The sequence below is a fragment of the Candidatus Zixiibacteriota bacterium genome (genome assembly GCA_019038695.1).
GTDB lineage: Bacteria > Zixibacteria > MSB-5A5 > GN15 > FEB-12 > B120-G9.
In genome coordinates this window covers 131,859-158,321 of sequence record JAHOYZ010000010.1, presented here as the reverse complement: position 1 = coordinate 158,321, position 26,463 = coordinate 131,859, and the positions used below count along the sequence as shown (strand labels likewise).

Below are 26,463 nucleotides of genomic sequence, written 5' to 3'. Positions count from 1 at the left end.
CCAGGCCATTCGGGTTTTTTCTTTCGCACTGGTCGTTGTGTAGCTAAGTTTTTTATTGCCAAATAGCTCCATATTGCTATCTTAAAAGGTACCTTGCAGAATCACTAACCGTCAACCCTACGGTGATTGAGGAGGATCTCATGAAGCGACTGCTAACCTTGGTAATGGCCATCGCAGCATTGCTGCTTGTCTATGGCTGTGACCAGACCCCGCCCACCCAATCAGCTGGTATCGACCATGCGGCCTACGTTCTGGTTGAACGTCCGCAGTTTGTAGATACCAGACCGGCTGCGGAGATCGAAGCAGCCACGCTAAAAGCACCTTTGGACTACTCAGCCATGGCTCAGAAGAAGCCGCCGAAACCACCACCGGAACCCGAGGAATATATAGATCCGAATCCGAGCCCTGCTCACAAGTATGCCTATGTCGTCGGCATTTCCAACTACGAGGGAACAGCCTACGATCTGAACTACTGTGATGATGATGCCCGGGCAATGAAATCCTGGCTACAAGGTGAAGGTTTCTCTGTTCGGATGGATCTTGATCTGCAGTGCACGGGTGATAACATTACCGCCGGTTTGCAGTGGCTGATTGACAACGCTGATCCGGGCGATGAAATCGCATTCTGCTACAGCGGTCACGGTGGGAAGTCGTCAGCCGGTTCCGCTCTTATTTCGAGCGATCTGTACTACGTAACGCACGGCTATGTAATGTCATATTTCAATGCCGCTAACTGCACAAAGAAGTTGGTCACGATTGATGCTTGCGTTATCGGTGGTTTCCACGATGACGTCGAGGCCGGTACGTTCATGGCCACGGCTTCAAACCGCAAAAACTCATACGATGCCCCCGATCTTCAGCAGGGTGCCTGGACTTGGTACTGGCTCAATGGTGTCGAAGACCAGAGCTTGATTTTTGCCGAAGAGGCTGCCCCTTATGCCGAAGATGGAATGAAAGCCTGGGCGGCTCAGTATCGTCTGAGAGTCGATCCTAAACATTCCGATGATTATGATGGTGGCATGGACATGTAGCTCCTGCCCCAACTTGCTGAATAGAAAAGCCCGCCGGGATTGGCGGGCTTTTTCTTCTTCAGTATCTGGGATAGTCGGACGCACAAGCTTAAGAACAATGTAGTCAGTCATGCTGAGCGGAGTCGAAGCATGACAGTAATCCGAAGTGTCTCGTCACCCTTCGACTCCGCTCAGGGTGACTAATGTAGACCGGAACACCAGGTCCCTGCTTTACCGATGCGATGCTCTACTGCTCCACCACTGGTAGCTGAGTAGGTTGAAACTGTCTTCAGTTTCGACAATCCCTTCACACCACAAGACTTCAAACACGTGACAACGTCACTGCTCCACCATCGGTAGGTCACGCTCAAGCTGTTTGTCAATCCGATTCCCCAGCGCATAATCAGCCTGCATCAGCGTGTGAACCTCCCGCGTACCCTCGTAAATCGACGCCCCCTTAGCGTTGCGATAGAATCGTTCCACCGGGTATTCATCACTGAAACCGTACGCTCCAAAAACCTGCACTGCATCCGCAGCCGATGCTTCTGCTTCACGACATGCTATCCATTTGGCCAACGATGTCTCACGGGTAGAACGTAGCCCCTGGTTTTTCATCCACCCCGATTTCATCCAAAGATGAGTGCAGTATTCGTAGCCAGCTTCCATATTGGCAATCATCTGTTTGACGAGTTGATGATCCGCGATCGGCTGTCCGAAAGTCTGACGTTCTTTCGAGTACTCGATGCATGCATCCCGGCAGGCTCTGATCAGACCGCACGAACCGGCCGCGACAGTGTAGCGTCCCTGATCAAGACAGAACATAGCGATCTTGAAACCCTGATCTTCTTTGTAAACAAGATTCTCCTTCGGAACGCGAACATCCTGAAACGAAATGTAACCCGTATTACCGGCTCGAACGCCGAGCTTGCCGTGAATACTGCCCGTCGTAAGGACTTCAAAGCCCCTTTCGACGATAAAAGCGGTAATACCGCTATGGTCACGGGTTTTCTTTTTCTCCAGATCAGTCCAGGCAAAGACGAGGAAGTAGTCGGCCACATCAGCCAGCGAAATCCACATCTTCTCGCCGTTGAGAATATAGTCGTCTCCGTCTTTGATGGCTGTGCTCTGAAGCCCGACCACATCGGACCCCGCCGCAGGTTCGGTTAGTCCAAAGGTGCCTACCTTCTCTCCCTTAGCCGCCGGGATCAGATACTTCTGTTTCTGATCTTCGTTGGCCCAGGTCAGGATCGGTAGCGAATACAAACCGATGTGTACCGAGAGTATCACCCGGGCGGCAGTGTCGCCATATTCCAGTTCCTCGGAGGCCAGACCCAACGATATATAATCGGTTCCTAACCCGCCATATTGCTCGGGAATACAGAATCCAAGCAGGTTAGCCTTGGCCAAAGCCAGTGCAATTCGGGATTCATCTTTTGCGCCCGATCAAACTCTGTAATGGTCGGGGCAATGACCTTCGTGGCCACTTCGCGAGCCATGTCGCGAACCATCCGATGATTCTCAGTGAGTGTGTAATCTATCATTTGCAGCCAATCTCCATTTCGTGCTCTATCATATGTGCCAGTATATAGGGTATCTGAGCTAGTGAGTCAATCGGTCGGTCGCAGTCTACTTGTGCAGACTGAGCGGATTTTGTATACTTCACAACCTGCATAGAGAGAGGTTGACGATTTGAGTGATTTGTCACAAGTGAAGGCCGACATCGTTCCCTATACAACAGAGTACGCGCGCGATGTGCGGTCGTGGATCGAATGCGAAGAAACACTCTACAATCTGTGCCGGGGCAAGGATTTCCCACCACCACCGGATGTCGTCGAAAGCTGGCAACGTAAGGATGTCACACCGTACCTGCTGTTTTCGGAGAGCCAACCGGTAGCCTATGCCGAGCTGTGGGAACGCCGACTGGAGCGGGAGATCGAAATCACACACCTGCTGGTGGATCCATTTCGACGAGAACGGGGGTTCGGCACCAAGATGCTGAATCTTCTATTTGATCGTGCAGCGCAACGCCCTGGAGTAGCAAAAGTTGTATTGCACCTGTTGACTGACAATGCCGAGGCGCTGGGGTGTTACCTTTCGGCAGGATTTGAGCTGGTCGGCACTATGCCCGGCCTGCCGGGATTGAGAATGGTAAGGATGGCCAAATGAGTGGCAGGGCCACCGCCGTTTTTATAATATGCAAAATAAATTCGAGTACATAGACTGGGGAATTGATCATGAGTGATTACAAGAATCTGGAAGTTGAGCAGAAGGGCAAAGTGCTGGTGGTAACCATCAACCGCGAAAAAGCCATGAATGCTCTCAATTGTGAAACTGTTTCCGAACTGCTGAGTCTGTTTCAGGAACGCCATGACGATAACAGTTTCGGCTGTGTGATTATCACCGGCGCTGGTAAAGCGTTTGTTGCCGGGGCCGACATCACGGAGATTGCCAAACTCGACACCGATGCCGGAATTGCATACTCTGCCGATGGCCTCAAGATGATGCAGGCTATTTCCGATTTTCCCAAACCGGTGATTGCCGCAATCAACGGTTTCGCTCTCGGTGGTGGAAGCGAACTGGCGCTGGCGTGTGATATTCGTTTGGCATCAGAAAAGGCGAAGCTCGGACAACCGGAAGTCAATCTGGGAATTATCCCCGGCTTTGGCGGAACACAGCGTCTGTCAAGACTGGTGGGACGCGGCAAAGCAATGCAGCTGATTCTCACCGGGGCGATGATCAACGCCCAGGAAGCATACCGGATTGGATATGTCGATGAAGTCTATCCAATGGAAGAGTTAATGGATAAGGCGCTGGAGATGGCCAACTTGATTTGTTCGAAAGGCACATTGGCAGTTCAGTTTTCCAAGGAGTGTATTGGCAAGGGGCTGGACCTGACGTTGGCGGCTGGTTGCGATCTTGAGCGCGATACTTTTGGCAAGAGTTGTAGCACCAGGGACAAGAACGAAGGCTGCGGTGCGTTCCTCGAAAAACGCAAAGCCGAGTTCACCGGCGAGTAAGTTTGGCGCCTGTCACCCCAGGGAGTAGGTAAGGACCCCTTGCGGTCCTGACATCTTGTAGGGCAAAAGCCCCGCACTCCTGCCGAAATACGTTTTGTAATTGTCAAACAACGTTCTAGGATGCTCTATGAACTTCAATGACATCCCCAGTAACCGTCTCTATGGTGATCTCGCCCACCTGTGGCCGCTGGTCAGCCAGCCGGAGGACTATGCCAAAGAAGCGCGACGCTGGCGCGAGGTTCTTCAGGAAAAACTCGGGGGCGAGCGACAATGCCTGCTGGAACTCGGCGTTGGCGGCGGCAACAACATGTCGCACCTGACACCGTATTTCGATGCCGTAGCAGTCGATCTTTCGGAGGGCATGCTTGAGCATTCGCGACGACTCAACCCGACCGTACAGCATCACGTCGGCGATATGCGTAGTGTCAGGCTGGGTGTGAAATTCGATGCGGTCATTATTCATGATGCTATCTCTTATCTCCAGACAGAAGAAGACCTCAAAGCCACCTTTGTCACCGCCGCGGCGCACCTGCGGCCGGGGGGTGTTTTTGTGACATCGCCGGATCATGTGCGAGAGAACTACGTCGATGGTGCCATTTATCATTCGACATTTAGCGACGGTCTCTCCCAGCTTACCCATGTGGAGTACATGTTTGATCCCGATCCGACCGACACCACTACGGAAACGATCATGTCCTATATCATTCGCCAGGGAGACGAAACCCGGATAGAACTTGATCGCCATACCACTGGATTGTTTCCTCTGGAGACCTGGTTGCGGTTGATCGAAGAGGCCGGGTTTACTATTGAAACAAGAGACTACCCGGTCCACGATGATGACCGCCAGTCATGGCTGCTAGTGGGTATGAAAAGTAGATCTGTGGTTCAGTATTCTGATTGAGTCTGGTCCACCGTCACGGACTAACAAACGAGAAACCCGACACCGTATTATGGTGTTACATATTTTATGGAACTGATCTCGCTATTCTTACTCTCATTCGGCGTAGGATTCTCTGGTGCCATGATGCCCGGTCCGCTATTGGCCGTCGGCATCGCCGAAACACCCCGTAGCGGCTGGATGACCGGAGTGATAATCTCAATCGGACATTCTATAGCTGAAATCGGTGTCGTGCTGGTGTTGGCCATCGGTCTGGTCGCAGTTACCGACAATTCTATTGTGCCTAAGATAATCGGTGTGGTCGGCGGCACAGCATTGCTGTGGATGGGAGCCAAAATGGCCTGGGATATTCTCAGGGGCAACATATCCTACGACGCCGATACAACCAACCCAACCGCGCATCACCGTCTGGCCGCCAAAGGAATCACAGCTACTCTTTCAAATCCGTTCTGGTTTGTCTGGTGGGCAACGACAGGTTTGGCGTTCGTTACCAAATCGTTGAAGTTCGGCATCGCTGGACCGGTCGTGTTTTACTTCGGACACATCATGTCTGACTTCGTATGGTACACGGTGGTTTCAATTCTTGTGTGGAAAGGCAAGAGCCTGATGGTCGGCACCGGACTCAAAGTTCTCATCCTGATATGCGCTGCTTTCCTGCTCTGGCTGGGCGTAACTTTCATCATTGACGGGGTTCGAGGCACGCTCTAAACGGTACCACACCAATTCGTGTCGTCCTGAGCGGAGTCGAAGGACGACACTTTCTTGCGCAATCGCCTCAGGTGTCATAATCTTCAGAAACACAAGATGTCAGATAGAGAGGTTCGTTAATGAGTTTCACAATACATGCTATAACCGACAGCGACAGGGCTTGGGTATTGGAAATCGTCCGTGGTTGGGGAGCGGATTTCATTGTTAGTCGCGGTCGCAAAGTGTACGCCGCCCAGATCGACGGTTTCTATGCCATCGACAACAACGGCCAACGTGTTGGACTTACGACATATGAGATTATAGGAGGCCAGTGTGAATTGGTCACACTCGATGCTTTCGAGAAATTCAGTGGCATTGGTTCCGCCTTGACTGAGAAAGTGATTGAGATTGCCCGAGAACGCGAATGCAAGCGGTTATGGTTGATTACGACCAATGACAATCTTGATGCTATTCGGTTCTATCAGCGACGCGGGTTTGTGTGGGCGGCGGTGCATGTGGGCGCAATCAACGAATCACGCAAGATCAAACCGAGTATCGCGGAGATCGGAAATCACAACATCCCCCTTCGCGACGAAATCGAGTTTGAGAAGAGGCTATAAGCCCTTCACCCCCCAAACTGCTCCTGTTTGCCAAGCGGTACTTCATGCAGGCGTTCGTAAATCGGCCCCTGGGGTGTCAGCGTTGATTTGAACAAAACAAGACGATCCAATCGCAATGGTGTCGGATCAAATTGATAGCTTTTCAATTCGGCCACTAGTGGCTCAAGCTCCTGCGGGGCTTTTACACGAGCCAAAGTTAGGTGTGGCCGGAAGCGTTTGTTATCCGGCTCAAAGCCAAGGTCACACATAGCCTGCTCGACTTCGGTGGCAAGTTTCGTCAACGCTTCAATCTCTCGCTCTCCCGACAGACCAGCCCAGACCACACGTGGTTTTTGTAGATTTGGAAAACCGCCCAAACGGTCAATAGTCGACTCGATAGTATTATGATTACGTGCGATGGTGTTCAAAGAGGTGCCAATGGCGTCGACTATTCGTTCTTCCGTATCGCCCAGAAACCGGAGAGTGACATGTATGTTTTTCGGATCCACCCATTTGACTTTGCCGCCATGCTTCCTCAACTCGGATGATACCTGTTCAAGCTTCTGTTTGACTGTCGAGGTAAGAGGTAGGGCGATAAACAGTCTGAGCATAGTCAATTTCCTCCTGACCTGTATCCATTCCCCATCTTGTTCCTGTTCGTTTTCAATTGCCTGATCCTCGGTAATTTGTAGTCATTATTGTCTATGATCAGGTCGCTCCGCTCCATCGGGGAGCACTTATTGATATACCATTCCTGAACTGGGATGTACTTCTCATGATACCGTCTCAAAAATTCCTGTCCGTACTTTGGCACGTCACGAATTTCGGCCCTACGGAGCAGTTCGTCGAAATCGATCTGGAGAAAGATGCGGTAGTCAAAGAAGACGTCCAGTGGCTCCCGATACAACAGCACACCCTCTACGATCACAATCGTTTCCTGGTCACAGCTGAAATGCTCTCGCCGTTCAAAGGAGTCACTATCCAAATCCAGCAACACCAACTCTTTCTCAATCGCCTCACCACGTACTATCGGTTTGAGCAATTCATCGGTTAGCCGATTGAGATCGAAGGCGTTGCGGATATAGGCTTCAATTTCATCAGTGCCTCGGTTTCGTACTTCCCGGCGATTGTGAAAATCATCGAGGTGGATCAACTGGGTTGTGTACCCTTTTGCACGGAGATAGTTTGCTAATGATTTGGCGAAAAAAGTTTTTCCGGATGTGTCTATCCCATTTATACCAACTACAAATGCTCGGTCCGAGCGTCGCGCTGCGATCTGTCGCTCAATCAGGTTGAGTACATGTCCCTGCAGAATGAGGCCGAACAAGTCCAGCGGCAGGTGCGCGACAAAATCAGCCTGCTGCAACTCCCCCGGTCCATAGCCGTAGGAAACACCGATAGCCGGCAGTCCATTGACACGAGCGGCAGTGATATCGAAGTCTTTGTCGCCAACCATGACGGCCGTTTGCGGCGTGAGTCGCCCTAGAATGTCGTTGACCATTTCTTGCTTGTTCTGGCCGTTCGCTCGTCCTACGATGTCGGTAAATATCCCGTCTATTCCGCACGCCGACAACACGATCTCGATATACTCACGACTCGCATGGGAACAGATCGCCATCTCAAATCCTTCCGCGGTAAGTCTGCCAAGTAACTCATCTACGCCCTCAAACAACTCTCCAATCTGCGGGATCAGCTGTCTTTCATGGAAGCGAAGGCGATCGCGAAAGCGCTTCCGGTCATCCGGCGCCAATGCCCCCGCTACTTGATCGCAGAGATCCTCAGTAGGTGAGCCAATAAAGGATAGGAGAGTCTCTTGATTGGGAGGAGATAAACTAAACTCATCGGCTCCACGACGAATCGCCTCAAGAAGCGTGATTTCAGTCTTGAAAAGAGTGCCGTCGAGGTCGAATATGACCAATTTCATAGGTCGGCCGGTCCCACATTAATGGTGGTCTGGCTTAATGTCCAGTATCTCTCGTCGCAACATCTCGATCGCAGCATAGACGGCGCGGGTGCGGTTAATGCCGCGCAGAGTTCCAAGGCTGAAGCGTCGAGCATAGGAATCGTGAAGCGAGGACAACCCAATGAAGGTAGTTCCCACCGGTTTGTCCTCACTCCCCCCCTCGGGGCCGGCGATACCGGTAATCGAAAGAGCATAGTCGGAGTCGAATTTCTTGCGACATCCTTCTGCCATTTCAATGGCACATGCTTCGGAGACCGCCCCATGTTTCTCAATGGTATCTGCTTTGACCTCTAGTTGATCGATCTTGACCTCATCGGCGTACGAAATCACTCCGCCAAGAAAATACTTTGACGATCCAGAAACAGAGGTCACGAGTTGACCCAATTGTCCGCCGGTGCATGATTCGGCTACGGCCAGAGTGCGATCATTGTCCACGAGAAGTTGCGCCACTACTCCTTCGAGAGTGTCATCGTCACGTCCGAAAATATACCGCCCCGCCACTTTCTCGATGGACCTGATAACTCCCTGAACTTTATCCCTGGCTTCGTCCTCGGTGTTGGCAGTAGCTAAAACGCGTAATTCAATTCCACTCGGAGCAGGCAAGTAAGCCATTTGAACTCCAGCCGTCAGACTCAACTCAGGGGTAATCAATTCAGCCAGTTTTGATTCCACCAGGCCGATTGTTCTCAGACTAACCACGTTCATCGGCGCACCGATGTTCATACGCTGTAAGTACGGAACGATTTCATCGCGCAATATCTGTTCCATCTCAAATGGAACCCCGGGTAGAGCAATGAATATCCGGCCCTCTTCCGCAATGCAGATTCCCAATGCCGAGCCATGCTTATTGGGGAAGAGCGTCGCTCCCTGAGGCAGAAGTGCCTGGTTCTGATTGATTGCCGGCATTTCAAGTCCGCGTTCGGCAAAACGTTGACTGATGTCGTTGAGGATCTCCTCGTGGAAGATCAGGTTGCGCTTGAAGACTTTCACGATAGCGCGCTTGGTAATGTCATCGTCGGTCGGTCCCAGTCCGCCGGTAGTGATAACCACCCGCGCCCGTTTCAGCGCCAGCCGAAAGCACTCTTCCATCCCGTCCAGCGAATCACCCACCGAACTACGGTATCTTACGTCGAGACCAATTCGAGTCAACTGCTGGGCGATAAATGCGGCATTGGTATCGACCCGATGGCCGGTCATTATCTCGTCGCCAATAGTGATTATCTCACAATTCATTTTCATTCTCTCACAATACCGATGGCCGACGCCTCAGACACCGAAGTAGCCCATGGCGAAAATCACAACCCGAGTCGCAATATTGGCCTGGATACCAGCCACCACATCATCCATAGTTACGCCCCATCCGCGCGGAAGCCGTTCGGCCTGAGCCGCCGGAGGAAGCTTTATTACGTCAAATATCCGAAAGGCGACAAAGGCAATGGCATAGTTAGTCAACGAAAAGGGCACCAGGATTATTGCAATGAACATTCCCGCCCACTCGTCCATCACGATCTTCTTGGAGTCGTGACCATAATAGGATTCCGCCTCGCCTGCCACCCAGATCGACAGAGCAGTTGTAACAACGGTAGCAGCGATTAATACGGACAGGTTTCCGGCGATCAGATAGTAAGCAATCAGCCAGGCCGGAATCGTACCTGTCGTCCCCGGAATGAGAGGCGAGTAGCCGGAATAGAAACCGGAAGCTATCATCTTGATGGCGATTCGTTTCATGCTACCCTTCTACTTCAGGACCGTTTTGACCATATAGAAGTACTTAACAACATAGCTGATACCCGTCCACAGTGTAACTCCCGCCGTGATCCACAAGGCCAGATCGAAGTAGAACGGGTAGTCAAAGGTGAGCATCTCAACCGCTGGGCTGTTGTAATGCTCAAGCACCATAATAAGATTTAAATAGGCCAGAACTGCCCCGACTACCGTGAGTTGAAGGAACGTCTTGACTTTGGCAAACCCACTCGATGGAATTAAAACAGATCGATAGGCGGCCAACAGCCGCAATCCTGTGACAGCAAACTCACGTCCAACGATCAACATAACCGGCAGCGGCGAAGCAATCCCCAGCGCAATGAATGATATCAGTGCACAAGAGACCAGTATCTTGTCGGCCAGGGGATCCATGAACTTCCCGAACCCCGTCACAATGCCATACTTGCGAGCATAATACCCGTCGGCCAGATCTGTCAAAGCAGCAATGATGAAAAGCCCAAGCGCCAGCAGCTTGGCATAGAAGTTGTCCAGAATAAAGAAGTACATAAAAATCGGAGCGATAACAATCCGCAACAGTGTCAATTTATTCGGGGTGTTCATGGATGGCAAGGTAGGGATCAGAATTGAAGGTGTCAATTGAGATTTGGAGAGAGCGATGCCAACGTCACCGTTTCAAGATTCGGCGAAACATTCGCTCGCTGCACTGCTAACTTCGGAGTAGTAAGGAGATCGTCACTGTGGACGAGAACAAAAAAAACCCAAGCAGGGCGGGTGCGCCTGCCTGGGCGGACGATATTAGGTAATCCACAGAAAGAGTAACACTTTCCGATTGCACAACTAAGATAGCAAATATGTATATTATGTCAAGAGAAAACTGACAGTTTTTTCTTGCTTGATTGTTGTTGACCGCAGTAGGAGCTTATTTTCGCCCCGTTCTGAGTGAAGCCTGATCCTCAGGAACATACTCCAAAAGGTTCTCTGGCTGACAATCAAGAGCTTTACAAATTGCCTCCAGAGTCGAAAATCGGATCGCTCGTGCTTTGTTCTGCTTCAGGATTGAGAGATTAGCCAGAGTCAATCCGACTTTCCGGGACAACTCGGTAAGCGACATTTTCCGCTTCAGCAGCAGAAAATCGAGATTTACGACTATAGGCATAAATCAAATCCTCAGATAGTCAGGTCCGCATCCGCCTTCATTTTGACGGCAGCATCATAAACCTGAGCAATGACAACGATTATCAAACCAGCTAGAATAGTGATTCCACCGGCGTTCTGCATCGGCTCGATACTTGATCCGGGTATGTCCAAAAGGTTGATATAAACTTTGGCATAAATGTGATTGAACATACCATAGACTGGCCCTCCGACGACTACCAACCAACCTATCCTGTTGAGTAACAACGAATTCTCTGGAACAAAAGGAGATTTGTCCCGAACGTTTTGCAGGAATTTGCGGAGCATCAGTACGATCCACTGAAACCCAGCCAGCAGGATAATTGGCATCAACATCATATACTGCAATCCCGGCATCTTCTCAGTCCGCACTCTAACATTGCTGAACCCTGCCACAGGTAGAGAACCCCTGTCATGTATGGGTTCCAGAATCTCGCCTGTACTACCCTCCACCAGACTCACATCCACTGGTAATGTGGCGTATCTGACGTTGAAATCCATTGCCCACATCGCGATCACCATCACCGCAAGAAGCGCTGCAGCCACCCAACCCAGCCAGTAGACAACATTTACAAAGAACCAGGCAACCTTCAAAGAACGAGATTGCTCAGTCTGATCATGGTTTGACATATGCTTCTCCATCGTCATAAATGTAATATCATATTGATGATCGACAATATCTTATCATTTGTCAAGTAATATATATCGATATTCGATAACTATATGAAATTAAGAATCTCCAAAGACAGATGAATTGTACTCTTATGTAGCCCAGCCTGTAGAATCCGGAGAATACACACAGCGCAAGATATCCACAATTTCTGTGGAGAAGCTGTGGGCATCCTGTTAGTATCTGCGTATCTTCTTGAGTACCAAGATATTGCGTATTATTATCCTGTTAACACTAACCTCTTTGGTATAGTCAAGAATTGTGGGGTCTGTATGGTATTATATATCAGCAGCTTAGCGATGGAGAGTTTTTCCTTCGACCACAAACGGCGGGGATTCGCAACTGTGACCAATTTGGATGTTTGGTGTAGCGTTTTGCAAGGCAACCAAATAGCGAAAATTCAAGAAAAACCACAATTTTTTGTGGGTGGAACAATGCGAACCACTATATCTTGTGCCTGCGACGCTCAGCTACTGTTGTGGTGACCGGCAAAGGATTCGGTTGTATTAGCTATGGTCGTTTCTGACTAATGAATAGGAAGAGGACTGGGACTGAGATTGGGTTAGTTTTCGCGGCACGGATAGCCGGTTTACGAGCGGTCTTCTCTAAGTAAGGTTGCAGGAGGTATTACTTGAAAGTTCAGCGGTTTTTCACGCATGAGGGGGAGTCCCCTTATAGCCGCATCAATTTCACCAAGCGTTCCTCGAAGATTACTTATCCGGATGGATCAGTTGTCTTTGAACACAATGATGTCGAAGTTCCCGAAACCTGGTCTCAGGTGGCAGTGGATATTCTGGCTCAGAAGTATTTCAGGAAAGCCAGTGTTCCTCAGAAGGATGAGCACGGCGACGTTATCAAAGATGATGCCGGCCAGGTTGTAACCGGCGGCGAAACTGACGCGCGCCAGGTATTCCACCGCATGGCAGGGTGCTGGCAACATTGGGGACAAAAGTACGGTTATTTCGATTCTGAGCACGATTCTCGGAATTTCTATGATGAAATGTGCTACATGCTGGCGTCGCAGATCGCGGCACCCAATTCCCCGCAGTGGTTCAACACCGGTCTTCATTACGCTTATGGTATCGAGGGTGTTCCCCAGGGACATTATTATGTTGATCCGGACACGCACACTCTGACCCAGTCGAGCAATGCATATGAACGTCCCCAGCCGCACGCCTGTTTCATTCAGTCGATCAACGACGATCTGGTCAATGAAGGCGGCATCATGGACCTCTGGGTACGGGAGGCTCGCCTGTTTAAGTTCGGTTCTGGTACAGGCACTAACTTCTCCAGCATCCGTGGTTGCGGTGAGACTCTATCCGGCGGTGGAAACTCATCTGGGTTGATGTCCTTCCTGCGGATAGGCGACCGGGCTGCCGGGGCGATCAAGTCTGGTGGTACAACCCGTCGGGCTGCAAAGATGGTGACGCTCGATCTGGACCATCCCGATATCGAGGATTTCGTGGCCTGGAAGGTCGTCGAAGAACAAAAAGTCGCCGCTATGGTTGCTGGGTCGCGTATTATCCGCGATCATCTGAAAGCGATTGTTTCCGCCGCCAGGGTTGCTGACAACAATGGCGACGAAGTTTTCGAGACTGACCCTGAAAAGAACCCGGCTCTTAAGCAGGCTATCAAGCGGTCGCGAAGATATGCTGTCCCCAGTGCTTATGTGAAGAAGATTCTCGACCTGGCCGATCAGGGTTTCAGCGACATTGAATTTATCACCCTCGATACCAACTGGGAGGGTGACGCGTACGCTACCGTATCCGGTCAGAACTCTAACAACTCGGTCAGAATTCCCAACAGTTTCTTTGAAAGACTCAAAGAGGGGGGCGACTGGAACCTCATTCGTCGTACCGATGGTGAGGTCTCGAAAACACTGCCAGCCGCCGAGCTATGGGAAAAAATCACCTATGCCGCCTGGGCCTGTGCCGATCCCGGAGTGCAGTTTGATACCACTATTAACGAGTGGCACACCTGCCCCGAAGATGGCCGCATCAACGGTTCCAATCCCTGCTCCGAGTATATGTTTCTTGATGACACCGCCTGCAATCTGGCCTCGATCAACGTCGCCAAGTTCCTTCGCGAAGATGGCTCCTACGACATTGAGGGCTTTCTTCATGCGGTTCGGTTGTGGACGATAGTACTGGAAATCTCCGTGCTGATGGCCTCCTATCCATCCCGACGGATCGCCCAACGTAGCTACGAATTCCGGACGCTCGGTCTGGGCTTTGCCAACGTCGGGACACTCCTGATGCGAATGGGGCTTCCGTACGATTCGCCCGAAGGGTATGCCTGGGCAGGAGCTCTTTCCGCCATACTGACCGGGCAGTCCTACGTGACCTCGGCCGAGATGGCCAAAGAGTTGGGACCATTCCCGACTTTCTTCCGCAACCGCGATGCCATGCTGCGGGTCATTCGCAACCACCGCCGTGCGGCCTTCAATACTGAACGTACGGAGTATGAAGCCCTGACCGTCAAGCCGACTGGTATCAATCCCAACTATGCCCCGGAGGAACTTGTCTCGGCGGCTCGTCAGGTGTGGGATCTAGCCCTGGAGATGGGCGAGGTGCATGGTTACCGCAACGCCCAGGTTTCGGTCATTGCCCCCACCGGCACGATCGGTTTGATCATGGATTGTGATACCACCGGTATCGAACCCGACTTCGCCCTGGTTAAATTTAAGAAACTGGCCGGCGGCGGCTATTTCAAGATCATGAATAATTCGGTGTCAATCGCGCTGGAGAAACTCGGCTATGAATCCAGCCAAATTGACGAAATTGTCCGTTATGCCACCGGCCACCGGACACTCAAACAGGCGCCGTTCATCAATCACGAATCCCTGCAAGCCAAAGGTTTCACCCAGACGGAGCTGGATGCCGTCGAGGACTCGCTGCCGGATGCTTTTGATGTTTCGCTTGCTTTCGGCAAGACCAATCTTGATGACGAATTCTTAAAAGAAACACTCGGGTTGTCCGATGACACCATCAACGCGCTTGATTTCAATCTGTTGAATGAACTCGGATTTACGGCCGACCAGATCGAAGCAGCCAATGAATTCTGCTGTGGCACGATGACCATTGAGGGAGCGCCACACCTGGACCCGAAACACCTGTCCGTGTTTGATTGTGCCAACCGTTGCGGCAAGAAGGGTAAACGCTTCATCAGTTTTGAATCACACATCAGGATGATGGGAGCGGCCCAACCGTTCATATCGGGAGCCATATCCAAGACGATCAATATGCCGAGTGAAGCTTCTGTCGATGACGTGAAGCGCGCCTACCGAACGGCCTGGGAGACCATGAACAAGTCGATCGCAATCTACCGTGATGGCTCCAAGCTCAGCCAGCCGTTGATGACAGAGTTGATTAAGGATGAATCCGATGCCGATGGTCTCACGATTGAAAACGTCGCGGAGAGTATGTCGGAGAAGCTCGTCTATCGATACCTTGCCAAGCGTCGCAAGCTGCCCTCCCGTCGCGGCGGCTACACTCAGAAGGCACAGGTCGGGGGACACAAGATATACCTGCGCACAGGGGAATATACTGACGGTACGCTCGGCGAGATTTTCCTCGACATGCACCGCGAGGGAGCAGCGTTTCGTTCCCTGATGAACTCGTTTGCCATCGCCATCTCACTCGGTCTTCAGCACGGGGTGCCGTTGGAGGAGTTCGCCGAAGCGTTCCTGTTCAGTCGTTTCGAACCCAACGGTTTTGTCAGCGGCAATCGTTCGATCAAACGGGCGACGTCGATCATTGACTATATTTTCCGCGAACTGGCCATCACTTATCTCGACCGCACCGACCTGGCCCAGGTTTCCGACGACGACCTGCGTCACGATGCGCTGGGTGCGCCGTCCGATGAGTCAATCGAATACGTGGCCGAGGAGACAGTCAAACATGGTGTTGCCGCCAGTCGGGGTGCCGAGGATATTCGGACCGATCATCTGACGGTTGGAACCGAACCGGACGGCAAGGGAAACGGGAATGGGAATGGACACGGAAGTATCACGGACAGTATGAGCCAGCAAGGAGGCGATGGCCATGGTGATCAGGTGGAGTACGAAGTTGCGTCAGCGGGTCATGCAACGGCGGAGGCGGTGCTTGAGTATGTCGCAGCACCGGCAACTCAATCTTCGGAAGGGGGGCGGAGCCATCGGCTCCAGCAGGAGATTCGAACCGCACGCCTCAAAGGATACGAAGGAGATATGTGTTCGGAATGCGGGCAGTTTACGATGGTTCGTAATGGTACGTGCCTCAAATGCGATACTTGCGGAGGGACCAGCGGCTGTAGCTAAGGAAAGTATCGGCATCAATAATTAAATCCTTTCAAGGATGAAAGAGAAGAAGGGTTCCGAGTCCAGGATGGGCCGGAGCCCTTCACTCTTTTTGGGGGGAGCATTGCCTCGACCAGTTCGTGCGCAGCAGACGTCCTCGTTTGCCGATATCACAGCACCAGACGGCGCACGAGGACGTACGCCGTCCACAGTCTACCACTTTTTCAACAAGCCCCAAGCTATGGGGCACCCGGCAATACCCGACTCAGAGAGTCGATGAACGCGGAACTTGGTATTGCGCAACCTATCGCGGTTCCAGACCACACACCTTTGGTCTTGTCGGGTTTCAGTTTTCCGTCCGGAAGCATTTCTTGGAGTTGTGTGAACTGCTGACGAGCTGCGAACACTACTCCCAAGATCTCACCGTCACTGTTCATCAATGGCGATCCGCTGCTGCCGCCGTTGACGAAAATATCAAGAAGAAACTGGGTTGGATTGGGAAAGTCCGGATGTGGTAGTATCGCTGATATGCAGCCGGTCTGAAGTATCGGGCAGCATTGTAAATCCATGATTGACTTAGTAGATACTGGACCTTGGATTCCTTGGGGGTATCCGAGACAACCAACCGGAGTCCCAATGAGCAGATCTAGGGATCTCTTGAATCGAACAGGTTTTAGAGGTAGGCATTCAGGGGGCAGAAGGCTCAGATCGATTTTACATATACCGATGTCTGGAGGCTCTGGGGCAAGAACCAAGTCTGCCTTCTGGCCATCAATCTCAATGTCATCTCGAACGTCCATCGGCGTAGCAATGTTTGGTTGGCTCATCCAGACCAACTCGACAATCCTCGAATTCGCCCAGCCTATTTGTCGAGCACCAGATTGATCTCTTATGGTGACTACGAACTGAAGCGCACGGGAGGCTGGTGAAATGCTAATGTTGCCATCCCCATCCTTCAAGAGGAGAGGTTCGAGAACATGACGATTGGTCATTAGCCAGCCATCTTCGCGGATAACAAAACCCGTCCCGAAGATTCTGAACTGAGGTCCCGTGTGATCTCCAATACCGAAGACCGATTTCTCGATCCCAGCGACTGCCTTCCGAAAGTCCTGAATCATGACTCGACCTCTCCCTTTGTAAGTTCATGTGCCAGTACATTCCCATGCATCATGTTAGGCAGTACGATCGAAATCAGCAATCCAATTTTCCGCTCCGGTGCCCCATAGCTTAAGACACCCACCATCAAATTCAGGATACTAATCCATAGATCCCATAGCAAGCTATGGCCACCCGTCTATACAACTAGCTCTGCTATCAATGTCTTAGCTATCTGGTCGGGAGATTTGTTAGTTGTATTGATCTTGTTGGAAGTTACTTGTCGTGCTTGTACAAGTCGTTGAAGAGCCAGATTCACATCAGTAGTGCGTTCAGCATCAGCAGCAATGCGTTCTCTCAACGTGTCTTCATCGCATAGTAGAGTGAAATGGCGGAATTCATATTTGTGTTCACCAAGCTCCATCAGCAGAGAATTGACAACTTCATCACAGTGCAAAACCCATGTGAAGAGGACATACGAGAACCCAGATTCTATATAGGAACCCAGCAGGAAGCGTATATTGCGTTCGACCATGTTTTTGGTGCAGTCATTAGCCAAGAAAGGATTCATTCTCCAAATGTCGTCGCCCTCAAGCCACACACAGTTGTGAAGCCGTGTAAACAGCTTTCCAGCTACCTCTGACTTGCCCACGCCAGGGGGACCACCTATGAACACAAGTTTTGTAGACATGATCACACTACAGTAGAGAATCTGTCCGGTACCCCGTAGCTATGGGGCACCGGAACGACAAAGGAAACCATCTTGTTAGACCGCCTCTACTCACGTTTCATTTCGTCTGCTCGATAATCCAGTCACCGACCAGCTTGAGGAAGTCTGGTGATAAGGTCTCCTCGATCTTAGAATATTCCGAGACTGCACCTGTCTCGGCAGTCTGGAACAGATGGTTCAATCTCGGCATTTCCCTGACGATGAACTGTTGATTCCCACCGGCGGCCAGAGCTTCCTTGATTGCCCGCAGGTTTTCCTTTGGCGGCACCTGTAAGTCCTTCTCGCCGATTACGGCCAACACCGGACAGCGAACTTCTTTCAGGGTCGGACCTGGGTCATAAGTCAGAAAGAACTGAAACCACGGCGACGATACCGATTTTACCTGTACATCCATAGCCTCCTCGGAGAGGTTGAGTACCCCCCTTTCTTCCTCGGAAAGGTTCTGAACCTCCTCGTTCAGGAGTTCTCGCAGCTTCTCTTCCAGTTCTGCGCCGCCAGGATTTTCCTTAATCAAGTGGAATATCTTCTCTTGCAGTAGACGTTGTTGGATGAGCACGTTCTCATCGGCGCCTTCTGCTTCCAGTACTAGTCGGCCCTGTTCGTAGAGAATCTGTTCGCCGGGCAGCCCCGGTCCGGCCATCATCACGATGAACGCCACTCCGACATTCTGCGTCGCCAGCATGGGAGCGATAAGTCCACCCTCGCTATGGCCAATCAAGCCGATCTTCGCAGTATCTATCTCTGGTCGGGTCTTGAGAAACCGTACCCCGGACAATGCATCGTTGGCGAAGTCCTCGGTGGTAGCTGCAGAGATGTCACCCTTTGACTCGAATACGCCGCGATCATCCACACGCAGGACGGCAATACCCTGCCGGGTCAGATAGTCGGCCAGCACCAGGAATGGTTTGTGGCCCATGATGGTTTCGTTTCGATCCTGTAGTCCAGAACCGGTGATAAGCAACACCGCCGGCACCGGCTCCTCCGATGGCGGCAGGGTCAGGGTTCCGGCTAGTGATACCCCTGATTCGGTGCCTTCGTAGCGGACCTCCTCTTCGTCATACGGAAAGGGAGGTTTTGGTTCCTGTGGTCGTTTGACCTCCGGCGCTTGTTCAGTACGCTCGAGGGTCAGCGGCAGTTTCTGTTCATACTGTGTAAACATACCGGTGATGGTGGATCGGGTTGAGTCTATTGTCCCGATGTAAGATATCATCAGGGCTGCAGCCTCGAATTGCAGCGTGTCGCCCGAGAAGGTCACCTTGTCAATGGGAATATCGGTAGCTCCCTGGTCCGGACTGTCCATCGTGGCAGTCAAGCTGTCCTGGTCAGTGGTTTTGATTTTGATTACCAGCCGTAATTCCATGCCAGCCACCTTCAGCGCGCCTAGCCAGTCACCCTTGATATCGGTTGGACTTTGTTCTGCTGGCATTACTGTGCCGCTCATGGTAATTAGCAGCACCAGCAATGTTGCAATGAATCCTTTCCCTCTCATCCCTTCAACCTCCCATCAGTGTTTAGCATTCCATGTCACATAGGATCCCGATTGATTAACCCCCATTATTGGGTCCAGTTGCAAATTAGTGATTCTGTCCTGGTTTTGTCAAAGTATTTAGTTTCCTCTTCAGTCCTCCGGTGATTTTGTGCTAATAGAAGCGATCGCTCAGAGGAACGAGAAGATTCTTGCCAATTGGAGGAGACTATTTGCATATTCAAAATACAGAAAGAGACAGAGCAGCGATTCCCTAAACCACTGGTCGGGTGTTCGAGTCACCCTGCGGGTACCTGTTAGCACACCTGCCATGAAATCGTAGACTATCTGTCAGCTTCAGTCACTAAGGAGGTGATCGTAATGGCTCAATGGGATAATTACTTCGCGGATGAGGATGATATATCCCGAATCCCTCAGGTGGAAGTCTGCGAGTTTGCCGCTGACCTGGAGAAGTGTATCGACACGCGTCCGTTGCGTATCTGGGATCTATGTTGTGGAGCCGGTCGCCATACAATCGCGTTGGCTCGTATCGGTCATGAAGTCTATGCAAGCGATGGTTCCGTCAAGGGAATCGATCTCACACGCCTGTGGCTACAGAAGGCAGGACACTCAGCAGAGACTGCTGTCGCAGAAATGACGGTTTGCCCGTGGAAGGAGATTTCGTTCCATGGTGTTATATGCTGGGATTCATTGCACCATAACACGATTGACAACATCAGGAAAACTGTCGAGGAAATCCGCCTTCATACGGTTCCGAACGGCATGTTCATGGCGAATGTGATATCAGTAAGGTCGATGGGTCATCACGACACCGGGCGCGAAATCGAACCACACACCTTTGTCAATGACGACGGGCATGAAGCCGGCATACCACACCACTTCTTCGACGAGAATCGTCTGCGGAACCTGCTTGAAAAGTGGGAAATCCTTGTCCTTGCCGAACAGGTGGTTTCCTACAAAGAGAGATCGCAGAACACGCCAAGGGTCAATCCGTTCTCGTATTCATTTTGGGGTTTCGTTGTGAGAAATCTGGCCTAACGCGGTACCGATGCCGGCACCCAGGCTCTTTATAAAAACACAGGCTCTTGAAGACAGTTGTTAACTGCCTTCATAGAGACCAACTCGTTGGTGTCATCCTGCAGCCTCACGATCTGGTCCTTAGGTAAGTGGGCAAAGAGGTCGTTGACATGTCTTAGGAATACAGGTGTGACGACAATATCATTTCTACCTCCATCACACCTTACTTCCACCAATAGCACACTTAGAAAGGCCGGCAAATCGGCGTCGCTCAGAGGACCTTTGTCCAACGCTCCCGCGATCCGACCGATGAAGGTTCTGGACCAACCAAGTTGTTCCACTATACTGGTCCATCTTCCCACACTGTTACGCCAGCTGAGTAGGTCGAAACTGTCCTCTGTTTCGACATCTGCTCCTGCACCTCCCATCGAATTCACTATGCAAGTTCACATATCCCCAAGGACCGGCACCCAGGCTCTTTATAAAAACACAGGCTCTTGAAGACAGTTGTTAACTGCCTTCATAGAGACCAACTCGTTGGTGTCATCCTGCAGCCTCACGATCTGGTCCTTAGGTAAGTGGGCAAAGAGGTCGTTGACATGTCTTAGGAATACAGGTGTGACGACAATATCATTTCTACCTCCATCACACCTTACTTCCACCAATAGCACACTTAGAAAGGCCGGCAAATCGGCGTCGCTCAGAGGACCTTTGTCCAACGCTCCCGCGATCCGACCGATGATGGTTCTGGACCAACCAAGTCGTTCCACTATACTGGTCCATCTTCCCACATTGTTGCGCCAGTCGTCCCGGCTGGGAAAGGCGGTTTCGCACGGGTAGTCTCTCTTGTCAAAATCGGTAGTCGTAAGATAGGCACCGCCGCCGCCACAGATGGCGTAATAGGGCTTTACCTCAGTTTCGATAGAATACTCCTCCTGCAAATAGCGGGCAAATGTGTCCGGCGAATACCACTGCCAGTTGTGAACGTGGCCAGCAACTACCAGTCTGACACAAGGGAAAGCTGCAATTGTGCGATAGAGTTCATTCAGATGGCAATCACTCCGATGTTCCTGATCGGCCAGCGATGGAATGTGGAACATTATTATCACTTTATTGTCCATCCGCTGGGCATGTTTCAGGCGTTGGTGTAGCCAACTAAGCTGCTCGCTGTCCGGCGTATCGAATTTCCTGGTCCGGTGATTGTTCCACTTGCGACGGTGGCCATCAATGTTTCCATGCAGACCGGTATCAATTCCGATTACAACCAAATCCCCGGTCTTTCCTGAGGGTTCTCTCAGTTCCCAAAAAGAGCCCGGTTGGCGCACTAACCTGAGACCAAAATTTTGCCATCGTTTAGCATAGCCGGTTCCGCAGAATGTTTCAAAATACCCACCACCATTGTCCTTGCTATAGTACTCATGGTTCCCTGGTATACTCCAGATAGGTATACCGAGGTTTGCGTACGGCTCGAAAAAACCAGCCAGGTAGTCATCGGAATTCCGATCACGACCAGTTTTCCCGGACGGGTAAACAATATCACCGGCGATGAGAATGAACTCCGGACGAAGAGCGCGTAGCAATGGAACCAGACCGTATTGTGAACGATCTCCCTCCCCGGTATCACCCATGATAATGAAGCGGAAGCCATTGTTGGCGGCAGGGTCTCTATCGAGTAGAGCTGAAAAAGGGACCGAACAGCGGGCGTCATCATTGTAGTAGTCTAATTGATCGGCGGCAAATGCAGCGGTGTGGTTCTGACGCCACTCGATAGAGTGATCGGGGCGAAAAAGTTTACGCCGCGAAGCCCACAAATTTCCAGGGCGCAACCAATAACCCGGTCCCCGGTTATGTGCGTATTCCGGGTAAATTATGTTAGCCATGCAAATCCTATCCTGATATTTCAATTCTGTCTACAATACTTCCTATACCACTAATTCTGCTTATGATTGATATATAAAAACGAGGGACGGAAGTTTGGCCTGCCACAATGGCAGTTTTTTTGCCGTTATCGACCACAATACTCACTTTTTTGCTCATTTTCTCAGAAACTTCTTGACAGTTTACGCGTTCAATCTATATTCGACACGCTGTTAGCACTCAACGAAGATGAGTGCTAACAAGACCGAAAGGATTGTAAGAAGATTACTTAGCAATGCGAACCAATAAAGATCGCATTCGAAAGCAAACAAAAGACTCTTTCATAGTTAACTTAGGGAGGGGATGTCCCCTCACTAACAGGAGGTAAGAACATGCAGGTAAAACCGCTTGCAGATCGCGTAGTGGTCAAGCCCCTCGATGAGGGTGAAACCATGAAGGGTGGAATCATCATCCCGGATACGGCCAAAGAAAAGCCGATGCAGGGTGAAATTATGGAAATCGGTCCCGGCCGCACCAATGAAGACGGCAAGAAGACCCCGCTGGAAGTCAAGAAGGGCGACAAGGTCCTCTATGGCAAGTACACCGGCACCGAAGTTTCAATCGCTGGTGAGGAGTACCTCATCATGCGCGAGTCCGACATCTTTGCGATAATCGCAGAGAGCTAATCGAGAAGAAGACGGAGAAATTATCATGGCAAAATTGATTGATTTTGATACGGTAGCCCGCGCCAAGCTCAAACTTGGTATTGATAAGCTGGCTGACACCGTGAAGGTGACTCTTGGTCCCAAGGGTCGCAATGTTGTTATCGACAAGAAGTTCGGTTCACCGACCGTCACTAAAGACGGCGTGACTGTGGCCAAAGAGATCGAGTTGGAAGATTCATTTGAAAACATCGGCGCCCAGATGGTCAAGGAAGTTGCTTCCAAGACGTCCGACGACGCCGGTGACGGAACCACCACCGCGACTCTGATCGCCCAGACTATCTATCGCGAAGGTCTCAAGAATGTTACCGCCGGAGCTAACCCGATGGCCATCAAGCGCGGCATTGACAAGGCGGTCCTCGCCATCAGCACAGAGATCAAGAAGATGTCCAAGCCGGTCTCCGGCAAAGACGAGATCTCCCAAGTGGGTTCAATCTCAGCCAACAATGACAAACAGATAGGTGATTTGATCGCCGAAGCGATGGAAAAAGTTGGCAACGACGGTGTCATCACGGTCGAGGAATCCAAATCCGCCGAAACCACTCTGGAAGTGGTCGAGGGTATGCAATTTGATCGCGGCTATATCTCGCCGTATTTCGTGACCGATCCGGATTCGATGGAAGCGGTTATCGAAGACCCGATGATCCTGATCTACGACAAGAAGATCTCAAACATGAAAGACCTTCTGCCGCTTCTGGAGAAGGTTGCCCAGGGCGGCAAGCCGCTGATGATTATCGCTGAAGATGTCGAAGGCGAGGCACTGGCTACGCTGGTGGTCAACAAGCTGCGCGGCACGATCAAAGTGGCCGCCATCAAGGCTCCGGGGTTTGGTGATCGTCGTAAAGCTATGCTCGAAGACATCGCTGTTCTGACCGGCGCTAATGTCATCTCCGAGGAAAAGGGCTTCAAGCTCGAAAACACCGTTTTGGCCGATCTCGGCACCGCCAAAAAGATGACGATCGATAAAGACAACACCACGATCGTCGAAGGCGCCGGTGAGAAGGATCAGATCAAGGCTCGCATTAGTCAGATCCGCAAGCAGATCGAAGACACTACTTCCGACTACGACCGCGAGAAGCTGCAGGAACGTCTGGCCAAACTGGCTGGCGGTGTGGCTGTGATCGATGTGGGTGCACCCACCGAGACCGAAATGAAAGAAAAGAAGGCTCGCGTTGAGGATGCTCTTCATGCTACCCGCGCTGCAGTCGAAGAAGGTATCGTGCCCGGTGGCGGCGTGGCTTTCCTGCGGGCCATGAAGGTCCTTGATAATTTCAAGGTTGATGAAGACGAGATGGTCGGTGTAAATATCGTTCGCCGTTCGCTCGAAGAACCGATTCGTCAGATCTCTACCAATGCCGGTGCCGAAGGTTCGGTGGTAGTCAACAAGGTTGCCAAAGAATCTGGTGCTTTTGGCTACAATGCTCAGACCGATACTTACGAAGACATGCTCAAAGCCGGTGTCATGGACCCGACCAAGGTCACGCGCACTGCTCTTGAGAATGCTGCTTCGATAGCCGGACTACTTCTGACCACGGAAGCCGTTGTGGTTGACAAGCCCGAAGAGAGCAAGCCGATGCCTGATATGGGTGGTGGCGGCATGGGTGGTATGGGCGGCGGCATGCCCGGCATGTACTAAGCCAACTACGCTCTTACTTTGAATACATAAGCCCGGCCGTTCTCGGCCGGGCTTTTTTGTGGAGGGGACACAAGTATCTTTTATGGAATGCAAGGTATCATCAACACCTTATCATTGACACCCCGGCCGCAATGCCTATCTTCCGCCCATGACCAGGCCGAGTTCGTTTATCAAGATCATTGAGTCCGAGTTCCCGGATGATCGTCTAACCTATCAGAAATCGATCCCAACATTTCACCCCGAAAACTCCCAAGAAGCAGCCACTCTTTTCAAGCTTGCCAACAAAAAGAGCCAACGGCTCTATATCTCCGGTTTCGGAAATCATATCGATCCTATTGGCGAGACCTTCAAAGACCTTATTATCGTCCGCACGGATCGTCTTAACAACCTACTGGAAATTGTCCCGGATGATCTTTATGTCGTGGTCGGGTCGGGTTATCCTCTGCGGGAGATCAATCTCAATCTACGTAGTCATAACCTGTGCCTGCCTCACTCTGCACTACCTTACGTCGGTTCTATAGGAGGTGCCGTTGGCACCGGTCTGACCGGGTTCATGCATGACCACGACGTACCCCTTGCCAAGTATTTCATTCAAGCTGAAATAGTCACCCCACAGGGAGAGATTATCAAACCCGGCTCCGCCTGTTTCAAATCGGTTTCGGGATATGATATCGTGAAGCTTTATGCCGGGTCGTGGGGATTGTTGGGGTTGATTGTCTCGGCAACCTTCAGGGTGATGCCATCGACCGGCGCGGATGATTTCGCGACGATGATCCAAAAGGAAATCTCGCGGGCTGGCGTATTGGCGGCGTTGGGGGATGCCGACGATTCCGCCGATGCGATTTACTCACGCAAGATCAAACAGAAATTCGACCCCAACAACATCCTCCCCCTCGTACGATAGTAATTCATATTATTGATGTAGGTTGAAACTGTCCTCAGTTTCGACAATCCTATTTAGTGATTATGTATGCAGCCTTATTGGTGGTCCACAGCTTGCTGTGGGATTCCTCAGTACATATTCGAATTGGGTGCCCGGCTCAAACTTGTTTGGGCCGGGGTGATTGTCTCCCCCTAACCCGTCATACTTAGCGGAGTCGAAGTATGACTACCATTAATAGGTGCTGTGTAATATTATGTTAGCCATAGGAAAACACATGAACATTCATATTAGAGAAGAAGACAGTTCTAATTTGACCGAGTATGCAGAAACGCCCATGGCCTTCACCGTTAATAGCATGCTAACAATAAAGGAAACGGGGTTGGGCGGCATAATCCTGAAAGAGCATAAAGTCGATCCGCCTTATACAAAAGATTATGATGCCTGCCCTGGAGAAGGGCCATTAACGTGGGCCGACCGATGGGACCTTTCCAACTGGGTTTTCCTTTCTGCTTTTTCAAGTGATAAACGGTTGGGTGGGGCTGCTGTGGCATGGAATACACCTGGTGTGTTTATGCTGGAGGGCCGCCAGGATTTAGCGGTTCTTTGGGACATTCGCATTCACCCCGAGCACCAGGGAAAGGGTGTGGGAAGCCACCTTTTTAAGGCTGCTGAAGCCTGGTCCATTGGGAAAGGGTGTCAATGCCTGAAGATTGAAACTCAAAACGTCAATGTGCCTGCCTGCCGGTTCTATCAAAAGCAAGGATGCGTTCTGGGGGCCATCAATACATTTGCCTATCCCGACTTGCGAAGCGAGATATGCTTAATGTGGTACAAAGATTTGCTAACATCCAAGTCCCCCGGACGCCATAGACGCCGCTGACTTGAAACGTTTCCGTGGGCGGCAGACGCCCTCGTCTGCCATTGGGTGCCCGGCTCAAACTTGTTTGGGCCGGACTGCTTGTCTCCCCCTAACCCGTCATACTCCGTGGGCGGCAGACGCCCTCGTCAGCCATTGGGTG

26 protein-coding genes are annotated in these 26,463 nt (G+C 51.2%); 12 read left to right on the top strand and 14 right to left on the bottom strand.

Annotated elements, in window-relative coordinates:
- Positions 1-140 precede the first annotated feature (140 nt).
- On the top strand, positions 141-1,031 hold the full coding sequence (locus tag KOO62_04735) for a caspase family protein (protein MBU8933294.1): 891 nt from the start codon (positions 141-143) through the stop codon (positions 1,029-1,031).
- 318 nt (positions 1,032-1,349) lie between these two features.
- Here the strand turns inward: KOO62_04735 and KOO62_04730 are convergent, their stop codons facing one another.
- Both KOO62_04730 and KOO62_04725 read right to left on the bottom strand, forming a co-directional pair.
- Positions 1,350-2,429, bottom strand: a complete 1,080-nt coding sequence (locus KOO62_04730) for an acyl-CoA dehydrogenase family protein (GenBank protein MBU8933293.1) — start codon at positions 2,427-2,429, stop codon at positions 1,350-1,352.
- The gene (locus tag KOO62_04725) at positions 2,363-2,551 is read right to left on the bottom strand and encodes an acyl-CoA dehydrogenase family protein (GenBank protein ID MBU8933292.1); all 189 of its coding nucleotides are present in this window, start codon (positions 2,549-2,551) and stop codon (positions 2,363-2,365) included. The genes KOO62_04730 and KOO62_04725 overlap by 67 nt, the downstream gene beginning before the upstream one ends.
- Before the next feature lie 157 nt (positions 2,552-2,708).
- On the opposite strand from KOO62_04725, the gene KOO62_04720 reads away from it, so the two are divergent.
- From KOO62_04720 to KOO62_04700, 5 genes are all read left to right on the top strand, one after another.
- Positions 2,709-3,176, top strand: coding sequence for a GNAT family N-acetyltransferase (locus tag KOO62_04720; GenBank protein MBU8933291.1), 468 nt, complete (start codon positions 2,709-2,711; stop codon positions 3,174-3,176).
- A 68-nt stretch (positions 3,177-3,244) separates the two neighbouring features.
- Entirely contained in the window at positions 3,245-4,027 is a 783-nt protein-coding gene (locus KOO62_04715) for an enoyl-CoA hydratase/isomerase family protein (GenBank protein ID MBU8933290.1), read from the top strand.
- 127 nt (positions 4,028-4,154) lie between these two features.
- Positions 4,155-4,928 (top strand): class I SAM-dependent methyltransferase, encoded by a 774-nt coding sequence (locus KOO62_04710; GenBank protein MBU8933289.1) that lies wholly within the window; start codon positions 4,155-4,157, stop codon positions 4,926-4,928.
- Positions 4,929-4,994: 66 nt separating this feature from the next.
- Positions 4,995-5,633, top strand: a complete 639-nt coding sequence (locus KOO62_04705; GenBank protein ID MBU8933288.1) for a LysE family translocator — start codon at positions 4,995-4,997, stop codon at positions 5,631-5,633.
- Between the two features lie 119 nt (positions 5,634-5,752).
- A complete protein-coding gene (locus tag KOO62_04700; protein MBU8933287.1) occupies positions 5,753-6,232 on the top strand; it encodes a GNAT family N-acetyltransferase in 480 nt (159 codons plus the stop codon).
- A 5-nt stretch (positions 6,233-6,237) separates the two neighbouring features.
- Here KOO62_04700 and thpR read toward each other — a convergent pair whose 3' ends face one another.
- The 7 genes from thpR to KOO62_04665 form a co-directional block, all read right to left on the bottom strand.
- Positions 6,238-6,822: an RNA 2',3'-cyclic phosphodiesterase gene (gene thpR, locus KOO62_04695; protein MBU8933286.1), complete on the bottom strand. Its 585-nt coding sequence runs from the start codon at positions 6,820-6,822 to the stop codon at positions 6,238-6,240.
- A gap of 2 nt (positions 6,823-6,824) precedes the next feature.
- Positions 6,825-8,135, bottom strand: a complete 1,311-nt coding sequence (locus KOO62_04690; GenBank protein ID MBU8933285.1) for an HAD hydrolase-like protein — start codon at positions 8,133-8,135, stop codon at positions 6,825-6,827.
- An 18-nt stretch (positions 8,136-8,153) separates the two neighbouring features.
- Positions 8,154-9,407, bottom strand: coding sequence for a competence/damage-inducible protein A (locus tag KOO62_04685; protein ID MBU8933284.1), 1,254 nt, complete (start codon positions 9,405-9,407; stop codon positions 8,154-8,156).
- 33 nt (positions 9,408-9,440) lie between these two features.
- Positions 9,441-9,902 (bottom strand): phosphatidylglycerophosphatase A, encoded by a 462-nt coding sequence (locus KOO62_04680; GenBank protein ID MBU8933283.1) that lies wholly within the window; start codon positions 9,900-9,902, stop codon positions 9,441-9,443.
- Positions 9,903-9,911: 9 nt separating this feature from the next.
- Positions 9,912-10,499 carry a CDP-diacylglycerol--glycerol-3-phosphate 3-phosphatidyltransferase gene (gene pgsA / locus KOO62_04675; GenBank protein ID MBU8933282.1) on the bottom strand — a complete coding sequence of 196 codons (588 nt, stop codon included), beginning with the start codon at positions 10,497-10,499 and terminating at the stop codon, positions 9,912-9,914.
- A 319-nt stretch (positions 10,500-10,818) separates the two neighbouring features.
- A complete protein-coding gene (locus tag KOO62_04670) occupies positions 10,819-11,055 on the bottom strand; it encodes a helix-turn-helix transcriptional regulator (protein MBU8933281.1) in 237 nt (78 codons plus the stop codon).
- 11 nt (positions 11,056-11,066) lie between these two features.
- Entirely contained in the window at positions 11,067-11,702 is a 636-nt protein-coding gene (locus tag KOO62_04665) for a DUF2975 domain-containing protein (protein MBU8933280.1), read from the bottom strand.
- A 671-nt stretch (positions 11,703-12,373) separates the two neighbouring features.
- Here KOO62_04665 and KOO62_04660 point away from each other — a divergent pair.
- On the top strand, positions 12,374-16,039 hold the full coding sequence (locus KOO62_04660) for a vitamin B12-dependent ribonucleotide reductase (GenBank protein MBU8933279.1): 3,666 nt from the start codon (positions 12,374-12,376) through the stop codon (positions 16,037-16,039).
- A gap of 218 nt (positions 16,040-16,257) precedes the next feature.
- Here the strand turns inward: KOO62_04660 and KOO62_04655 are convergent, their stop codons facing one another.
- The 3 genes from KOO62_04655 to KOO62_04645 form a co-directional block, all read right to left on the bottom strand.
- Positions 16,258-17,136, bottom strand: a complete 879-nt coding sequence (locus KOO62_04655) for a serine protease (GenBank protein ID MBU8933278.1) — start codon at positions 17,134-17,136, stop codon at positions 16,258-16,260.
- A 176-nt stretch (positions 17,137-17,312) separates the two neighbouring features.
- A complete protein-coding gene (locus KOO62_04650; GenBank protein MBU8933277.1) occupies positions 17,313-17,804 on the bottom strand; it encodes an AAA family ATPase in 492 nt (163 codons plus the stop codon).
- A gap of 97 nt (positions 17,805-17,901) precedes the next feature.
- Entirely contained in the window at positions 17,902-19,332 is a 1,431-nt protein-coding gene (locus KOO62_04645; protein MBU8933276.1) for an alpha/beta fold hydrolase, read from the bottom strand.
- Positions 19,333-19,689: 357 nt separating this feature from the next.
- On the opposite strand from KOO62_04645, the gene KOO62_04640 reads away from it, so the two are divergent.
- Entirely contained in the window at positions 19,690-20,367 is a 678-nt protein-coding gene (locus KOO62_04640; protein ID MBU8933275.1) for a class I SAM-dependent methyltransferase, read from the top strand.
- A 29-nt stretch (positions 20,368-20,396) separates the two neighbouring features.
- Here the strand turns inward: KOO62_04640 and KOO62_04635 are convergent, their stop codons facing one another.
- Together KOO62_04635 and KOO62_04630 are read right to left on the bottom strand one after the other, a co-directional pair.
- Positions 20,397-20,774, bottom strand: a complete 378-nt coding sequence (locus KOO62_04635; protein ID MBU8933274.1) for a hypothetical protein — start codon at positions 20,772-20,774, stop codon at positions 20,397-20,399.
- 51 nt (positions 20,775-20,825) lie between these two features.
- A complete protein-coding gene (locus KOO62_04630) occupies positions 20,826-22,226 on the bottom strand; it encodes a metallophosphoesterase (protein ID MBU8933273.1) in 1,401 nt (466 codons plus the stop codon).
- A 369-nt stretch (positions 22,227-22,595) separates the two neighbouring features.
- Between KOO62_04630 and groES the strand changes: the two genes are divergently transcribed.
- The 4 genes from groES (at position 22,596) to KOO62_04610 (ending at position 26,324) form a co-directional block, all read left to right on the top strand.
- Positions 22,596-22,889 carry a co-chaperone GroES gene (groES, locus tag KOO62_04625; GenBank protein ID MBU8933272.1) on the top strand — a complete coding sequence of 98 codons (294 nt, stop codon included), beginning with the start codon at positions 22,596-22,598 and terminating at the stop codon, positions 22,887-22,889.
- A 25-nt stretch (positions 22,890-22,914) separates the two neighbouring features.
- Positions 22,915-24,561 carry a chaperonin GroEL gene (gene groL, locus KOO62_04620; GenBank protein MBU8933271.1) on the top strand — a complete coding sequence of 549 codons (1,647 nt, stop codon included), beginning with the start codon at positions 22,915-22,917 and terminating at the stop codon, positions 24,559-24,561.
- Between the two features lie 148 nt (positions 24,562-24,709).
- A complete protein-coding gene (locus KOO62_04615; protein ID MBU8933270.1) occupies positions 24,710-25,465 on the top strand; it encodes an FAD-binding oxidoreductase in 756 nt (251 codons plus the stop codon).
- A gap of 253 nt (positions 25,466-25,718) precedes the next feature.
- A complete protein-coding gene (locus tag KOO62_04610; protein MBU8933269.1) occupies positions 25,719-26,324 on the top strand; it encodes a GNAT family N-acetyltransferase in 606 nt (201 codons plus the stop codon).
- The last annotated feature ends 139 nt before the right edge of the window (positions 26,325-26,463 follow it).

Coding starts and splice junctions, on each gene's coding strand:
- KOO62_04635 (MBU8933274.1), bottom strand. CDS start 20,774: ATGGGAGGTGCAGGAGCAGATGTCGAAACAGAGGACAGTTTCGACCTA.
- thpR (MBU8933286.1), bottom strand. CDS start 6,822: ATGCTCAGACTGTTTATCGCCCTACCTCTTACCTCGACAGTCAAACAG.
- KOO62_04710 (MBU8933289.1), top strand. CDS start 4,155: ATGAACTTCAATGACATCCCCAGTAACCGTCTCTATGGTGATCTCGCC.
- KOO62_04700 (MBU8933287.1), top strand. CDS start 5,753: ATGAGTTTCACAATACATGCTATAACCGACAGCGACAGGGCTTGGGTA.
- KOO62_04630 (MBU8933273.1), bottom strand. CDS start 22,226: ATGGCTAACATAATTTACCCGGAATACGCACATAACCGGGGACCGGGT.
- KOO62_04610 (MBU8933269.1), top strand. CDS start 25,719: ATGAACATTCATATTAGAGAAGAAGACAGTTCTAATTTGACCGAGTAT.
- KOO62_04685 (MBU8933284.1), bottom strand. CDS start 9,407: ATGAATTGTGAGATAATCACTATTGGCGACGAGATAATGACCGGCCAT.
- KOO62_04650 (MBU8933277.1), bottom strand. CDS start 17,804: ATGTCTACAAAACTTGTGTTCATAGGTGGTCCCCCTGGCGTGGGCAAG.
- KOO62_04615 (MBU8933270.1), top strand. CDS start 24,710: ATGACCAGGCCGAGTTCGTTTATCAAGATCATTGAGTCCGAGTTCCCG.
- groES (MBU8933272.1), top strand. CDS start 22,596: ATGCAGGTAAAACCGCTTGCAGATCGCGTAGTGGTCAAGCCCCTCGAT.
- KOO62_04640 (MBU8933275.1), top strand. CDS start 19,690: ATGGCTCAATGGGATAATTACTTCGCGGATGAGGATGATATATCCCGA.
- KOO62_04690 (MBU8933285.1), bottom strand. CDS start 8,135: ATGAAATTGGTCATATTCGACCTCGACGGCACTCTTTTCAAGACTGAA.
- KOO62_04705 (MBU8933288.1), top strand. CDS start 4,995: ATGGAACTGATCTCGCTATTCTTACTCTCATTCGGCGTAGGATTCTCT.
- KOO62_04715 (MBU8933290.1), top strand. CDS start 3,245: ATGAGTGATTACAAGAATCTGGAAGTTGAGCAGAAGGGCAAAGTGCTG.
- KOO62_04645 (MBU8933276.1), bottom strand. CDS start 19,332: ATGAGAGGGAAAGGATTCATTGCAACATTGCTGGTGCTGCTAATTACC.
- KOO62_04670 (MBU8933281.1), bottom strand. CDS start 11,055: ATGCCTATAGTCGTAAATCTCGATTTTCTGCTGCTGAAGCGGAAAATG.
- KOO62_04655 (MBU8933278.1), bottom strand. CDS start 17,136: ATGATTCAGGACTTTCGGAAGGCAGTCGCTGGGATCGAGAAATCGGTC.
- KOO62_04665 (MBU8933280.1), bottom strand. CDS start 11,702: ATGTCAAACCATGATCAGACTGAGCAATCTCGTTCTTTGAAGGTTGCC.
- pgsA (MBU8933282.1), bottom strand. CDS start 10,499: ATGAACACCCCGAATAAATTGACACTGTTGCGGATTGTTATCGCTCCG.
- KOO62_04680 (MBU8933283.1), bottom strand. CDS start 9,902: ATGAAACGAATCGCCATCAAGATGATAGCTTCCGGTTTCTATTCCGGC.
- KOO62_04735 (MBU8933294.1), top strand. CDS start 141: ATGAAGCGACTGCTAACCTTGGTAATGGCCATCGCAGCATTGCTGCTT.
- KOO62_04725 (MBU8933292.1), bottom strand. CDS start 2,551: ATGATAGATTACACACTCACTGAGAATCATCGGATGGTTCGCGACATG.
- groL (MBU8933271.1), top strand. CDS start 22,915: ATGGCAAAATTGATTGATTTTGATACGGTAGCCCGCGCCAAGCTCAAA.